General features: G+C 68.9%; 11 protein-coding genes. All 11 read right to left on the bottom strand.

Going from position 1 to position 15,082, the window contains the following annotated elements; translation table 11 throughout:
* On the bottom strand, positions 1-1,064 hold a 1,064-nt coding region (locus VGP60_RS06310), incomplete at its 3' end, for a MerR family transcriptional regulator (RefSeq protein ID WP_327546915.1).
* Between the two features lie 65 nt (positions 1,065-1,129).
* Positions 1,130-2,290 carry a VWA domain-containing protein gene (locus VGP60_RS06305; protein WP_327546914.1) on the bottom strand — a complete coding sequence of 387 codons (1,161 nt, stop codon included), beginning with the start codon at positions 2,288-2,290 and terminating at the stop codon, positions 1,130-1,132.
* Complete coding sequence (locus VGP60_RS06300) at positions 2,283-4,481, bottom strand: DUF5682 family protein (RefSeq protein ID WP_327546916.1); 2,199 nt, start codon at positions 4,479-4,481, stop codon at positions 2,283-2,285. Before VGP60_RS06300 ends, VGP60_RS06305 begins: the two co-directional genes overlap by 8 nt.
* 5 nt (positions 4,482-4,486) lie before the next feature.
* A complete protein-coding gene (locus VGP60_RS06295) occupies positions 4,487-5,575 on the bottom strand; it encodes an ATP-binding protein (RefSeq protein ID WP_327546913.1) in 1,089 nt (362 codons plus the stop codon).
* Entirely contained in the window at positions 5,572-7,023 is a 1,452-nt protein-coding gene (locus VGP60_RS06290; RefSeq protein WP_327546912.1) for a DUF5691 domain-containing protein, read from the bottom strand. Before VGP60_RS06290 ends, VGP60_RS06295 begins: the two co-directional genes overlap by 4 nt.
* Positions 7,020-8,321 carry an SWIM zinc finger family protein gene (locus VGP60_RS06285; protein WP_327546911.1) on the bottom strand — a complete coding sequence of 434 codons (1,302 nt, stop codon included), beginning with the start codon at positions 8,319-8,321 and terminating at the stop codon, positions 7,020-7,022. The genes VGP60_RS06290 and VGP60_RS06285 overlap by 4 nt, the downstream gene beginning before the upstream one ends.
* A gap of 607 nt (positions 8,322-8,928) precedes the next feature.
* Complete coding sequence (locus tag VGP60_RS06280) at positions 8,929-9,819, bottom strand: ROK family protein (RefSeq protein WP_327546910.1); 891 nt, start codon at positions 9,817-9,819, stop codon at positions 8,929-8,931.
* The gene (locus VGP60_RS06275) at positions 9,816-12,743 is read right to left on the bottom strand and encodes a glycosyl hydrolase 2 galactose-binding domain-containing protein (protein WP_327546909.1); all 2,928 of its coding nucleotides are present in this window, start codon (positions 12,741-12,743) and stop codon (positions 9,816-9,818) included. Before VGP60_RS06275 ends, VGP60_RS06280 begins: the two co-directional genes overlap by 4 nt.
* Positions 12,740-14,197, bottom strand: a complete 1,458-nt coding sequence (locus VGP60_RS06270) for an APC family permease (protein WP_327546908.1) — start codon at positions 14,195-14,197, stop codon at positions 12,740-12,742. Before VGP60_RS06270 ends, VGP60_RS06275 begins: the two co-directional genes overlap by 4 nt.
* 228 nt (positions 14,198-14,425) lie before the next feature.
* Complete coding sequence (locus VGP60_RS06265; protein ID WP_327546907.1) at positions 14,426-14,599, bottom strand: hypothetical protein; 174 nt, start codon at positions 14,597-14,599, stop codon at positions 14,426-14,428.
* Positions 14,600-14,794: 195 nt separating this feature from the next.
* On the bottom strand, positions 14,795-14,998 hold the full coding sequence (locus tag VGP60_RS06260; protein ID WP_327546906.1) for a hypothetical protein: 204 nt from the start codon (positions 14,996-14,998) through the stop codon (positions 14,795-14,797).
* Positions 14,999-15,082 lie beyond the last annotated feature (84 nt).

Genomic DNA, 15,082 nt, shown 5'->3' with positions numbered 1-15,082 from the left:
GCGTCGACGACGACGTAGGCGAAGTTGTCCGGTGCTCCTGCCTCCTCGACGAGTTCGGCGAACCGGTCCACGGCCTGCTGCGGAGTGCTCGTGGTGCCGAGGACCTCGCGCAACTGTTGTTCCGCGACCACCGCGTGCAGTCCGTCCGAGCACAACAGGTACCTGTCCCCGGACCGTGCTTCGCGCAGGTGAAGGTCGGGTTCCGTCTCGTCGTCCCGGTGCAGCGCGCGAAGCAGCGTGGTGCGTTTCGGATGCGACGCGGCTTCCTCCGGCGTCAGCTTTCCCTCGTCCACCAGCGATTGCACGAAGGTGTGGTCGTAGGTGATCTGCGTCAGTTCGCCATCCCGCAGGAGATACGCCCGCGAGTCACCGACGTGCGCCAGCGCGAATTGGGCGCCGGACCAGAGCATTGCCGTCAACGTCGTCCCGGTGTCCTGGTGTGCCGGGTCGGACGCGATGAACTCGTGCACAGCCTTGCGCGCCCCGCCCGCGGCCGCGCCGAGCGCCTTCAGCAGGTTTCCGGCGGGCACGTCGGCGTCCAACGGTTCCAGTGCGTCGACCGCGGCGTCACTCGCCGTCTTCTCCTTGCCCTGCGCGCCGAACCCGTCGGCGACCGCGAACAGGTGCCGCCCTCGATACGTCACGTCTTCATTGCTTTCCCGCACCAGCCCTCGATCATCCCGGGCGGCGGAGCGGAGTTCCCATTCGGTGCGTACGTCGGCCATGTCAGTGTCCTTTCTGGACAGATGGTCGACGAGGAAGGTGGCCAGTTCCTTACGGGCCGCGGTGTCGGCCTCGACCTGATGCCAGTACGACGTCACCTCTGCGGCCGCCGCCAGTGGCGGGAGATCGCAGACCACCCGGATCCGGGCCAACGGCATGCCGAGCCCGCGCAGCCACGCGACCAGCTGGGCTCGGCCCAGCTGACCCCGTTCGTAGGACCGGTAGCCCGACCGCGGATCGACGTCGGCAGGGGGCAGCAAGCCGAGTTCGTCGTAGAGCCGCAAGGCCTTGGGTGTCAGGCCCGACGCCTGCGCGAACTCACCGATGCTCAGCCTGGCCATATCTCCTCCTCGTCCCGGGCTCCCTGCCCGGTGCTCCGACCCTGTGCTCTGTCCCTGGGTGAAGGTCAAACTCCGATGTTCGTGGCCGCCCACTGGCTGAGGTCGTCGCGGCGCATCGCGGCGGCCATCAGCTCGGGGAACAGGTCCGGCGTGCAGGCGAAGGCGGGGACACCGAGCTCCGCCAGCGCGGCGGCGTTCTCGTGGTCGTACGACGGGGTGCCCGAGTCGGACAGCGCGAGCAACGCCACCATCTGCACCCCCGAACCGACTAGGCTGCGCGCGCGTCGCAGCAGCTCGTCCCGTACGCCTCCTTCATACAGGTCGCTGATCAGGACGAAGAGCGTGTCCGTCGGACGGGTGATCAGGCTCTGGCAGTACGCCACCGCGCGGTTGATGTCGGTGCCGCCGCCGAGCTGCGTGCCGAACAGCACGTCGACCGGGTCGTCCAGCTCCTCGGTGAGGTCCACGACGGCGGTGTCGAACGCGACGAGCTGCGTGCGCAGTGACCGCATCGACGCGAGCACGGCGCCGAAAACGCTGGAGTAGACCACGGATTCCGCCATCGAGCCGGACTGGTCGATGGCGAGGATGACGTCCCGCTGGACGCTGTGCTGCTTACGGCCGTAGCCGACCAGCCTGTCCGGGATGATCGTGCCCAGCTCCGGCGAGTAGTTCTTGAGGTTCGCGCGGATCGTGCGCTGCCAGTCGATGTCCGCGTGCCGTGGCCGGTGCGTACGAGCGGCCCTGTCGAGCGCGCCTTTGACCGCGGCGCGGGTCTTGTCGGCGAGCCTGCGCTCCAGGTCTTCGACCACCCGGCGGACGACCTGGCGGGCCGTTTCCTTGGTGCGTTCCGGCATCACGCCGTTGAGCGCGAGCAGCGTGCCGACCAGGTGCACGTCCGGCTCGACCGCTCCGAGTAGTTCAGGTTCCAGCAGCAGCCTGGTCAGCCCGAGCCGCTCGACGGCGTCGCGCTGCATGACCTGCACGACCGTGCTGGGGAAGTACTCGCGGATATCGCCGAGCCAGCGCGCCACGCGCGGCGCGGACGCGCCCAGGCCCGAGGTACGGCGGCCGGTACCCTCGGCCTCGCGTTTCCCGTCGTACAGCGACGAAAGCGCGACGTCGATCTCCTGATCTTGCCCGGCCAAGCCGTGACCGGTGCCGTCGTCCTCCCCGCCCAGTACCAGCCGCCATCGCCGCAGCCGCTCGGTTTCCGTGTCAGGCATGCCCCACCCCCAGGAGAGTCGCCAGCACCGGAAGCACGGCTTCCGCGCGGCGCTCGTCGAAGTCCTCAGCTATCTTCACGATCGGCGCCGTCCGGCCGGACAAGCTCGCCGCACGCTCGCCGATCGTCCGGCGTTCCGGCCCGGCGAACGCGCCGAAAGTGCGTCGCAGCAAAGGAAGTACCTCGACGAACAGCGACGACGGCACGCCCGCGAGCCAGGCGTCGAGCACTCGCAGCAGCCGATCGTCGTGCACCAGCAGCAGCGCGCCGCCCGCGAAGAACCCCTCGACGTACGCCGCGCCTTTGGCCGGTTCGATGCCTGGCGTGAGCACCCGGCCGAGCCGGATTTCCACCTCGGCGGAGTCGACACGCTCGGCGTCGTGCAGGATCCGCGTCAGCCGGCCGCCGAGCAGCGGCGCGACGGTTTCCCTTCGTGCCAACGCTTCCAGCGCGACGAGCCAGCGTTCCCTGATCTTGTCGTCGAGCAGGCTCGTGGCCTCGTGCACGCCGTCGACGAGCCCGCACAGCTTCACCGCGGCGTCCTCGTCGACACCGTGGGCCGCGGACGGGAGCCCCGCGCACACGCGCGCGACCATCCGCTCCCCCACTTCCCGCAGCGAACTCGTGTCGGTGTCGCGAACAGTGCCATAACGCGCGGCCCTGGCCAGCGCGGGCAACGCGGCCATCAGGTTGGCGACGTCGGAATCGTTGGCAGCGCGGGCATCCAGTGCCGAAAGCACGTCCGGCAACGCGGTGTCGAGCTCGGCGAGCAGGCAGTCCTCGACCGCACCGGTGATCTCCGCCAGCGTCGCCTCAGCCGAGACTCTGTCCCGGATGACCGAGACGGCAGCCGCGAGCACCGTCGTGCCGTGTACCCCGGCCGCCACGAGGTCGACTTCGTATTCGGGCTTCCAGCACAACGTCCACGTCTCCCGGAACGTCCCCTTGGACCGGCGCGCGGCCGTCGCGGGCTTGGCCCAGCCGACGCCCAGGATCCGCAACCGGTGCAGCAGCTGCGAACGCTCCGTGCCGGTCGGGTTCCGCAGGTCGATGTCCAGCTCACGTTCCAGCGGATCACGCTTGAGGCGCAACCGTTTCGCCGCCGCCGTGAGGTCCGCCGCCACTGGCGCTTGCGGAGTTTCCAGCGGGACCTCGCCGAGCCGTTCGCCGACGACCAGCCGCCGGGTGACCAGATCGAGCTGCACGTCGTCCCCGCCGCAGAGCACCGACCGAGTCGCCTCGGTGACTTCTTCCAGCCCGGCCAGCGGCCGGCTCCGCAACGCGGCCAGCGTGTCCGCGAGCCGCACCGCCTCGATCACGTGCGCGCTCGACACCGGCAGGTCCTCCGCACGCAGCACCCCGGCGACGTCGGTCAGCCAGCGCGTGGTCACATGGTCGGTCGCGGTGAACAGGTGGTGGTACCAGCCCGGCGACGTCACACCCGCGCCGTAACCACTCGCCGTCGCCAGCCTGCTGTGCGTCCACGGCACCCAGGTGCAGGCGACCTTCCGCTTCGGCAGTCCTTTGAGGACGATCTGATCCCGCGACGCCGGCGGCAGTGGCTCGGTGAGCGCCGGTACGTGCCAGGCCCCGCACACCACGGCGATCCGCCGGAAACCGTCCTTTTTGGCTTTGCGTAACGCAGTGCGCATATACGCCTCACGCTGCCGCTCACGCAGCGCGCCCGCTGTTTCCTGCGGCTCCTCGCCTTCCCGCAGCGCGATCATCGCCTCGGCGATCACCGGGAACGGCGCCGCGCCATCGCGGCGATGCTCGATGACGTCGTCCCACCAGCGCTCCGGATCTTCGTAGCCGCCCGCCGACGCCAGCTCGGCGAGCGGATCGGCGGACAGCCCGCCGCCGCTGACCGGCTCGGCGGCGAACTGGTGCGCGACCGGCAGGTCGCAGAACCGCACCGGCACGCCCGCGTCGAGCGCGTACCGGATCGCCTGCCACTCGGGGCTGAACACCGCGAACGGCCAGAACGCCGCCCGCGTGGCGTCGTCGACGGCGTACGCCAGCAACGCCACCGGCGGCACCATGTCCTTGCCCGCGGCCAACTCCACAAGGGAATCGGCCTCCGGTGGCCCCTCGATGAGCACGATGTCCGGCTCGAGCTCGGTGAGGGTGGCCGCGACGGCGCGGGCCGAGCCGGGTCCGTGGTGACGGATGCCCAGCAGATGCGTGGACACTTCGGTCATCCGGCGAACTCCCGGCACGCTCGGTAGAAGTCGGCCCAGCCGTCGCGCTCGCGGACCACCGTCTCGAGGTACTCGCTCCACACCGCGGCGTCGGCCGTCGGGTCCTTGACCACCGCGCCCATGATCCCGGCGGCGACGTCGTGCGGCCGCAGGACGCCGTCACCGAAATGCGCGGCCAGCGCGACGCCGCCGGTCAGCACGCTGATGGCTTCCGCGGTGGACAGCGTGCCGGACGGGGACTTCACCGCTGTCCGGCCGTCTTCGGTCCGACCCGACCGCAGCTCGCGGAACACCGTGACCACCCGGCGGATCTCCGCCAGCTCGACATCCTGTGCAGGCAGCGAAAGCGACGTCCCCAGCTGCTCGACGCGGCGCGTGACGATTTCCACCTCGGCCTCGGCGGAGTCGGGCAGCGGCAGGACGACGGTGTTGAACCGGCGGCGCAACGCGCTCGACAGCTCGTTGACGCCCTTGTCCCGGTTGTTCGCCGTGGCGATCACGGTGAACCCGCGGCGGGCCTGGACCTCGGTGCCCAGCTCGGGCACCGGCAGCGTCTTCTCGGACAGGATGGTGATCAGTGAATCCTGGACGTCGGCCGGGATCCGGGTCAGCTCCTCGATCCGCGCGACCTTCCCATCGCGCATCGCGCGCAGCACCGGGCTGGCGACCAGTGCCTTCTCACTCGGGCCTTCCGCGATCAGCCGCGCGTAGTTCCAGCCGTAGCGGATCGCCTCTTCGGCCGTCCCGGCCGTGCCCTGCACCAGCAGCGTCGAGTCGCCGCTGACCGCGGCGGCCAGGTGCTCGGACACCCACGTCTTCGCCGTGCCCGGCACGCCGAGCAGCAGCAACGCCCGGTCCGTGGCCAGGGTCGCGACGGCGACCTCGACCAGCCGCCGCGGCCCGACGTACTTGGGACTGATCACCGTGCCGTCGGGAAGCGTGCCACCCAGCAGATACGTCACGACGGACCACGGCGACAGCAACCAGGACGGCGGCTTCTCCCGCTCGTCCTGCGCCGCGAGTGCGGCCAGCTCGCCGGCGTAGGTCTGCTCGGCGTGCGGCCGCAGAATGGTCTCGGTGGTCATCGGAGCTCCTCATGCATCTCACGGCGAAAATTCAAGGTCTCGACCAGCTGACGGCGCCACGGCGACACGTCCTCGGGCAGCGGGCCGGTGGTCAGCGGATGGTTCAGGCAAACCGGCGGTACCGCACGGGCGATCACGCGGGCCGCCGCGGCGACGGCCCGCTCGTCCGGCCGGACGACCAGCCAATCGAGCAGCGCCGTGCCGAGCTCGGCGGGCCACGGCCGCGGCAGCGCCACCACTACCTCCGACAAATGCGCCGAGCTGGCCCGCGTCGCCAGCCTGCCGACGGCTTCGGCCCACTGCTCACGCGGGAGCGCCGCGACCAGCCCGGCCCGCTGCGGGCCGTCCGGATCGGCGTCCAGCAGGGCACGGGCCCAGCTCACCTCGCGTTGCCGGGCGGCCGCCACCGCCCAGCTCTCGCGCAACAAGGCTTCGTCGCAGCCCTCGACCCGCATCCGCAGCAAGGCCTCGGGATTCGGCGCGAACCCGGCCCACGCCGACATCGGCGCCGCCGCGACGATCTGCCGCAGCCACCACGCCCGCGGCCCGCCCTTCGGCGGAGTGGCGACCACCCCGTCCCGGCGCAGCTCCTCGTCACATTCCTCGGGCAGCGTCACGACCAGCACTTCCCGGCGCGGCCCCCGATGCTGCACCGACACCAGCGCCCGGACGCGATCCGCCATCCGCGTCGCCAGCCCGGAGGCGGGCAGCCCTTGCAGAAGCTCGGCGGCGAGCTTGCGGACCTGCTGCGCCCGATCGTCGAGCACGGTTTCCAGGAACAGATCGTCCTCCGGGGTGAGCGCGGAACCCAGTGCCGTCAGGAACTCGACCCGCACCTGCGCCGGTTCACTACGCCACGCCGACGCCAGCTCGGCGCGGGCCCGTTCGGGATCGGTGGCCAGCGCCGACGCCAGCCACCGCGTGCGCTGCGGTGTGGTGCCGTAGCGCCACACATCGTCCTCGCCGGTCGCCTTCGCGTGCGCCGCGAGGAACTCCCACTCGGGATTCACCTCGGCCAGCCACTCGCTCAACGGCCCCGCGACCGACGCCGTCAGCGAGCGCGAAGCCACCCTGTCGCGGGCCGCGGAAACCAAGGCGGGCAAGCGCTCCGGCGGCACACGAAGCCCGCGCCGCTCCACCAAAAGCAGCCACTCGTCGAGCAGATCCGGATCACGGGCGGTCAAAAGTCCGGCCAGCCGCTGCCGCGCGGCCGACGGAACCAGCGGCCGCTCGTCCACCGCCGCCACCGGCACCGGATCCGCGTCCCGCGCCGCCACCCGCCCGGCCCGGCGGTACCCCGTCATCAACGCGGCCGCCGTCAGCAACTCGCCAGTGGCGTCCCCACCTGGCAGCAACCCACGCACTTTCGGCGGCAATGCCGCCGTGTCCACCGGCCGCCGCTGAGTGCCCAGCAACGCCGTCGCGACCAGCTCGTCCCAGCCCTTCACAACAGCACCGGCCTCTCTCCGTCCCAACAGGACAGTGGCCGCAGTCCCGCGCCAGACCATTCCGCCGCCACCGTCAACGGCCGTCCCGCGGAGACAGCCAGCAACGGCAACGGGTCGAACCCGGAAACCAGCGGCAACGCGTCACCGTCCACATCGGACAGCAGCCAGGTCTCCGGAGTGCTCGCCGGCACCACGTCACTCAGTACGACCGGCCACCGCTCCACCCACGGATCCAACGCCAACGCCGCCGCGTAACTCCCCAGCGCGACAGCGACGGAATCCCCATACGGACGAGCCGCCACAACGGGTTCCTCTCGCTCGACCACCAACGCCCGCAACGGCAACGCCCCCGGATAGAAAGCGAGCGTGCCCGGCACCACCGAGCCGGGAAAGAGCGAGAAGTCCAACGGCCGCCCCAACGGCGCGAACGAAAGCACCAACGCCGCCCGCCCCGTTCCGAGCCCCCGCAACCACACCCGCCGCGTGATCAGCTGATCGCCCTCGTCGTCGACAAGTCCCGCCACCAGCCACCTATCCGTGACCCGCACACCCTTTTCACGCACATCAGCGGTGTCAGTGACAAATCCCAACCGAGCGCGCACCGTCTCCGCCAACGCCTCCGGCAGTTCCTTCAATCGTGGAAACGCCTCGACCAGCACATGCAGCAGCGAAAGTTCCTCGAGCAGCTTCCCCGGCCACTCCTTGCCCCGCCCCACCAGCTGCGCCGCCCGCCGCAACCCCGACGCCAGCCCCGGTGCCTGCGCGTCGACCATCCGGGCCGCCACCCCCGACAATTCGAGCCGTCCCCCACGCTCCAACCCGCCCAGCCCGCGTCCGACCTGATCCCCCAGCCACACGGACAGTTCGGCGACCCCGCCACTCACCCGATCCACCCGCTGCGCCGCCCGCTTGGACGCCGCCACCGGATCCGGCGCCTTGACAGACTCGGCCTTCAGCTCAGCACGCCTCGCTCGCGCACTCCGCTCCGCCAGCCACGCCCCCACCCACTCCGGCGCATCGGCGTCATCAACAACCCCACCAGCCCACAGCAACAACAACCCGACCGCGTGCTTACAAGGAAACTTGCGACTGGGACACGAACACCGGAACGCGGGCTCCGCCAACTCGACCACCGTCTGGTACGGCGCCTTCCCACTCCCCTGGCACGCCCCCCACACCGCGTCCGCCGACGCCCCCAGCACCGGCCACTTGGCCGCCGAAGCCAGCGCCCGCCCCGCCTTCACCGACGCCGCGTCCGGTGCGAGCTGGAGCACCCGCTCCACGCTCCAAGGCGCCATCTCCGACCTCCCTCTCGATCTTGGCCAGAGCATGCCAGCCACCCCTGACATTTTCCGCCACCCCCGCTCCGCACGCTCCGAAGGCCAGACCGGCGAGGCCCCACGGGGCTAAGCCAGGACCGCAATGAAGGGACTCTTCCTACCAAAAACCGCAAGGAAGGACCCCTTCACACCACAGCCAACCCAACCAGCCGCACCCACCAAAAGCCCACACACCACCCCCAAAACTGAAATGAATGGACCTTTCATCTCAAAAACCGAGATGAAAGGTCCATTCATGCCACGACATAAGCCGGGACCATTTCAGGCGGGCGACAAAGCCGTGCCGCCCCAAGCCAGGGACGAGCCGAGGCACCCACCCCTGCCCGAACTATCCCGCCGACCATTACCCCAAAGCGGCGTTGGGGGCACTCAACGCCCCCACCGCCGCTTTGGGGTACTTCCAGGGGCCGGGTGGCTCGCCATCTGTCGACAGGTGGCGATCTCTTAGCGACTAAGAGGTCGCGTGATGTCGACATCTCGTGGCTGGAACAACGCTATGAACGGACCTTTCCTGGCGGCAGACGCCAGGAAAGGTCCGTTCATAGCACCGAGGAGACGAACCCCGTCACCCGCCCAGAGCCAGCGCGATCGCCCCCAGCAAAGCCCCCTCCTGATCAAACGTCGCCATCACCAACTCCGGAGGAAACGGCACCGCATGCGCCAGCCGATCCCGCAACACCGGCAAGACCACCTCCCCGGACCGCACCATCCCACCCCCGACCGCGATCCGCTCGGCGTCGATCAAAATCGCCAAGTTGGCCACATGCATGGACAACTCATCCAACGCGGCGGTCACCAACTCCTTCGCCTGGGCATTGTCCCGAGCCAGCCCGAACAACTCCCCCGCGCCAACCGGCCGCCCGAACAAAGCGCTCGCCCGGTCCCCCAACCCCTTACCGCCAACGGCCTCCTCCAAAGGTGCGGCACCACTCGCGAAACCCTCGGTACCGAACGGAGAACGCAGGTTGTACCCCAACTCCCCCGCCGCACCATGAGCCCCGCCGAGAACCCGGCCGCCCACCACAAGCGCGGCCCCGATCCCCGTCCCCAGTGACACGAACACCGCCGGGTCGGCACCTGCCAGCGCTCCCCACTTCCACTCGGCCAGCGCCGCGGCCTTCACGTCCGTGCCCACCGCGATCGGCACGGAATACCGTGCGGCCACCAGTTCCCGAAGCCGCAGCGACTCCCAGCCCGGCACATTCGGCGCCAGCAGGATCCGGTCGTCCAGGACGATCCCCGGACTCACCACCCCGACGGCGCTCAGCCGCCCGCCGAACTCGGCCAGCAACGCGTCGGCGCGGGACAGAGCCCGGGAGACGACCTGCTCGGCGCCCGCTTCGGCGTCCGTGTCCAGCCGATGTGTGTGGAGCAATTTCCCGTCGCGGTCGGCGAGCCCGAGCGCGACCTTCGTCCCCCCGAAATCGATCCCGAGGATCACCTCGTCAGTAGTCACTCCTTGGTCCCGTCCGCCACGAGGTTCCGCAGTGCGACCGGCCCGCTCGGCGCCGTGCCGGAGTGTCCGTAGCCGCCCTTGGCGCCGACGACGATCCGGGCGGTGTTGACGCCGGAGACGCTGACCACCGGCGTGGCACCGTGCAGGTCCGACGCCTTGTAGCCGGCCGTGAGGGTCTGCGACTGTCCTGGCCACAGGGTGATGTTGTTGTCGTCCCAGGTCGCGGTCCCGACCTGGTTGTCCCCGGGCAGCTCACGACCGGACCCGGTTCCCCGCCGCACGTCCGCCCGCAGGAAGAATCCGACAGCGGGCGTATTGGACGTGTTGGTCACTGTCACCGTGGTGACCGTGTCGGTACCGTTCGGGCCGGCTTGCGGACGCGTGGAAGCCACGGCACTGACCTTGCCCTGCGGCAGGTTCCGCAACGCCTGCAGGCTGCTGTGCTGCGAAAGCGTCGCCTGCGGCTGGCCCATGCTCTTGTCCCAGTCCACGACGTCCTTCTGCGTAGACAACCAGTAGACGTTCCGGTCGACGACCTTGCCGCCCTGCTTGACCTGCAGCTCGACGAAGAACACCTGCGCCTTCTCCGGCGCGGTCGTGACCGCCGGCACCTTCGGCTTCAGCACGTTGTTCTTCACGACCTGGCTGCCGAGGCTGATCCCGCCCGCGGTCTGGTCGTCCAGTACCTTCCCCGCGGTGTCGTACACCTTGGCCTGCACCGAAAGTCCCGGCTGCGTCCCGGCGCCGAGGTTGTCGAGGGTCACCGAGTTGTCGTCGTACCCGTAGAGCGCGTGCAGCGGCTGGTTCGCCTTCTTGGCGCCGTAGAAGCTGCCGGCCTGGTCACCGTCGTTGTTGTACAGCGACCACAACAGGGTCGGCCAGCCCTTGTTCAGCTGCCAGTACACGACGCCGGTCGACGGGTTCGCCTTGTCGTTCGAGTGGTGCAGGAACGCTTCGAACTGCGAGCGGGTGTTCTCGTAGTTCGCGACCTGGGCGAGCTGGACGTAGGACTCGAGCGAGTTCCAGCTGCCGTACCGCTGCGTGATCGAGTTGTCCAGCGAGTACAGCGTGCCGAACTTGTAGCCGCCGTGCCCTGGCTCGAAATTCGCGTGGTACTGGTTGTACTCCGGGTCCTTCCAGAGCTTTTCTTGCTCCGCGGGCGAAAGGAAGCGCTTGATCGAGTCCAGCGTCGGCACCGTGTGCCCGGCGCTCTGCTCGCTGGCGAAGCCCCAGGAGCCGCCGACGTTGGTACGGCTCGAATCCTCGGGATCGAAATGCGTGGTGTCGTACCAGTATGACGGCGGGACCCAGTCGTACGGGCCTTCCTTCTCGCCCGCCTGGCCGAGCGTCGGCGTGCTCTTGTACTCGGCCGACGCGATCACGGGAACCTGGAAATCGGCTTCCTGGAAGGCTTTCAGCGTTTCCTTCTCCTGGCGCGGCGTCGGCTCGTTGTCGCTCCAGCCGTAGTTGAACACGCTCGGGTGGTTCCGTTCCCCCTGCCCGATCGCGTAAGCCGAGTCGTGCATGATCCGGAAGTCCCGCTCGGTCAGGTCGGCCTCACCGTCGGGCTGCCAGGCGTCACAGCACAGGAATCCGCCGATGACGAGGAGTCCGGCACGGTCCGCCTGGTCGTAGAAGTCCTGCGGCATGTCGTGACCTTCGAGCCTCAGACCGTTCAGCCCCATGTTCTTGATCAGCGAGATCTGGTGCGCCACATCGGCTTTGTCGTACCGGAGGAACAGGTCCGGCGCGAAGCCGCCGCCGCGGAACACGAACTCCTTGCCGTTGATCCCGAAGAGCCGTGATCCTTCGGGCGCCTGCGGCGACTTCCCCACCAGCCGCGAGCTGACCGAACGGATCCCGAAGGTCCCCTGCGAGCTCGTCGACAGCTCACCGTGCTGGAAAACCGCGGTGGACAACGTGTACAGCGGCTGGTCGCCCATCGAATACGGCCACCACAGCTTGGGTTTCGCGATCTTCAACGTCGAGAACTTCGACGGCGCGAACGACACCGTCTGCTTGCTGTGCGCCGCGACGTCCACCGCCTGCTTGACGACGATCGGCGCGCCACCACCGGGCGGCGTGATCGTCGCGGTGACGTCGCCGCGCTGGTAGCGGTCCGAGTTGTTGGTGACGTCGGTTTCCACCGTCAGCGAGGAGCTGCTGAGGTCGGCGGCGTTGTTCTGCGTGACATGGGCGTTGTCGCCGGTCAACTCGTCGGAGATCTGCAGCTGCGGCGCGAACTGGATGCCGGTGTTGTTGTCCGGCGGGATCTGCCCCCAGTCCACCTGGTCGAGGGTGAACATCTTGAGCGGGTTGTTCGGGTACATCTTCACCGCGAGGCTGTTCTTGCCCGGCCGGACGAGCTTCGAGACGTCGAAGGTGTGCCCGGCATACGCGCCGCTGACGACGTCCTTGCCCGCCACGAGCGTGCCGTTCACCCAGACGTCGCCTTCGCCGACGACACCCGGGATGGTCAGTTTCGCGCTCTGGCCAGGCCTGAACGCCGGCGCGAAGTCGGTGCGGAACCACCAGGGGTCCGCGAACTGACCGGTCGTGATCGGGCCGAGCTTGTCGACGGACCCGAAGCACTTGCGCATGTTGTCGGAGTAGAAGACGTCCTTGCACTGGCCGTTCTGCACGAGCGCGTTGAGCTCGGTGCCCGGCGCGCCCTCGTCGTCCGGCTTCACCTTCAGCCACCCGGAGGTGGGATACCCGGGCGCCGAGACGCGCTCGCCGCCATCCTTGGCGACCGCGCTGGTGAGCACCTGCCAGCCCTGTGTCCCGATTTTGCTGAGACCGTGCGGCTTCGCGGCGGCGATCCGCACGTCGGCGGCGGACTCCTGGGCCGACGCGGGCGCGGCCACCGTCAGCACGCCCGGTAACAGCAGCAGTGCGGCTGCCGCAGCCAATGGCCTTCTCATGCTTGCGCCCCTTCGGTTCGGTTGGTGTCGGCCCCGCCGACGAAGTTCTCGCGGACGTCCTTCGGGCCGAACGGCCAGGTGTGCTCGGCCTTGGCGTAGACGAGGAACGCGAGGATCCCGATGACGATCCACCCGATCGAGAGGCCCATCGAAAGCCGGCTCGCCGAGTAGTAGATGTAGAGCCAGCCGGCCAGCGCGATGATCGTCGGCACCGGGTACAGCCACTGCCGGTACGGGCGCAGCAGGTTCGGCTGACGCCGCCGCAGCACGACGATCGCGGCGACCTGGGCGACCGACTGGATGATCACCAGGGTCGCGACGGCGGCGTTGATGACGTCGGTCAGCGTGAACAGCGAGCCGACCGCGGTGATGACACCCATGGTGAGCACGCCCGCCGTCGGCAGGTGCAGCTTCGGGTGCAGCCGGGCGAACACCGGCAGGAACAGCTTGTCCCTGGCGGCTTCGAAGGGCACCCGCGAGCCACCGAGGAGCCCGGCGAACACCGAGCCGACCGCGGCGATCACGATGAAGACGGTGAACACCTTCGCCGCGCTGATGCCCCACGCCTGCTCCAGCACCAGCGAAGCGACCGAGGTCGCGGACTTGATCTGCTCGATCGGCACCGAGCCCAGCACCCCGACCTGCATGACGAAGTACAGGCTCATGATGCCGAGGATCGACAAGATGATCGACCGCGGCAACGTCTTGCCCGGCTTCTTCACCTCGGCGCCGAGGTACGCGGTGGTGTTGTAGCCGAGGTAGTCGTAGATGGCGATGATGAGGCCGGCGCCGAGCCCGGCCCAGAACGCGCCGCCGGAGAAGCTGAACGCACCCGGGGTGAAGTCGAACGCCTGGCTGCCGCTGAAGTGGCTGAACGCGGCCACGATGACGGCCAGCACGGCGAACAGCATGACCCCGAACAGCACGGTCGTGAGCTTGCTGATCTGGCCGATCCTGCGGAACAGCGCCAGCACGATCAGCACCACGACCCCGATCCCGATGACGTGGCCGAGCCCGGTCGTGCCGTTCTCGTCGACCACGCCCGGCACCAGATAGCCCAGATACTGGACCAGGCCGATGATGCCGGTCGACATGATCAGCGGGATGGACAGCACCGCGCTCCACGCGAACAGGAACGGCATCAGCCGTCCGGTGCGGTACTGGAACGCCTCACGGAGGTACAGGTAGGTGCCGCCGGCGCCGGGCATCGCCGCGCCGAGTTCGGCCCAGATCAGGCCGTCGGCGAGCGCGATGATCGCGCCGATGATCCAGCCGAACATGGCCTGCGGCCCGCCCATGGTGGCGACCATCGCCGGAATCGTGACGAACGGGCCGATCCCGCACATTTGCGTCATGTTCATCGCGGTGGCCTGCAGCGGGCCGATCTTCCGTTCCAGCCCTGGCTGGGGCAAAACCCCAGCTCCGGGCCCGTTCGACCGGGTTGGTGAACTCACGGCGCGCCTCCGTCTGATAGTTAGTTAAGTTTCTTAACAGAGAAACCACGGAGCTGGAAGGGTTCCCAGGCAACATTGCGGGAACGCAGCCTGGCAAAGCACGGTGAACGGGACTTTTCCGACGACGGCGGAAAAGGGCCCGTCAGCCCTCGATCAGGCGGTTCCGGGCGATCTCCTCCAAGTGCAGCACCGGCGTCGACGGGCCGCCGAAGACGGGGACGGCCTCGATCAGTTCGGCCAGGCCGCCATCATGGCGCAGAGGACGTGCCGGACCGGTCTGGGCCGATCCGCGTAGCCGTTCATCTCCGGCAGGCGGAGCCAGGCGATCGCCCGGGTCTGCTTCACCTCGACTTCGAGGCGGCGGCACGGCTTCGGATCCGTGGCCGGGTCGTGGCGGATCACGTCCTGATAGAAGGTGTCCGCGGCGATGACGGCCAGCAGGCCGCCGGAGCCGCACCTCGCCGGAGTTCACCGCCGGCCGCGACTGCACACGGTCCTCGGCCGCGTGAGCGGTGTTGTATCGGCGGAGGCCCGCGAGCAACCTCGTGGGCAGGTGGTCGACCAGCGCGACGTTCGGAAATTGCGGCGGGACAAGGATTAGCGCGCCGTCCCCCGATCCTCGGAATCGCATTCTTTCCACCGGATACCGGACTCGTCAAAAGCTTGTTCCAACACCTCGTACAGCCCTTGGTGAACCACGCGCTGGTGCAGTTCCGTGCGGACGGGATCGGTGAACCGGGCGATGTCGACGACGACGATGGTGCGATGCCGCTGCTCGTTGACGGCAAGGACTTCCGACATCGCGCACCACCTCCCCGGATCTCCGCGACGTGAAGCGAATCTCATTTTACCGTCAGACGAGTGATCACGGTTGTGCGAAGAACC

Origin of the sequence: Amycolatopsis sp., from assembly GCF_036008905.1 — a bacterium.
Taxonomy (GTDB): domain Bacteria; phylum Actinomycetota; class Actinomycetes; order Mycobacteriales; family Pseudonocardiaceae; genus Amycolatopsis.
The sequence above is the reverse complement of the archived record's forward strand: the minus strand, read 5'-3'. Positions and strand labels throughout refer to the sequence as shown.

Bases quoted from the DNA above. Each gene is read 5' to 3' on its own strand.
- VGP60_RS06285 (WP_327546911.1), bottom strand. From the start codon at position 8,321: ATGGCGCCTTGGAGCGTGGAGCGGGTGCTCCAGCTCGCACCGGACGCG.
- VGP60_RS06305 (WP_327546914.1), bottom strand. From the start codon at position 2,290: ATGCCTGACACGGAAACCGAGCGGCTGCGGCGATGGCGGCTGGTACTG.
- VGP60_RS06260 (WP_327546906.1), bottom strand. From the start codon at position 14,998: ATGTCGGAAGTCCTTGCCGTCAACGAGCAGCGGCATCGCACCATCGTC.
- VGP60_RS06295 (WP_327546913.1), bottom strand. From the start codon at position 5,575: ATGACCACCGAGACCATTCTGCGGCCGCACGCCGAGCAGACCTACGCC.
- VGP60_RS06275 (WP_327546909.1), bottom strand. From the start codon at position 12,743: ATGAGAAGGCCATTGGCTGCGGCAGCCGCACTGCTGCTGTTACCGGGC.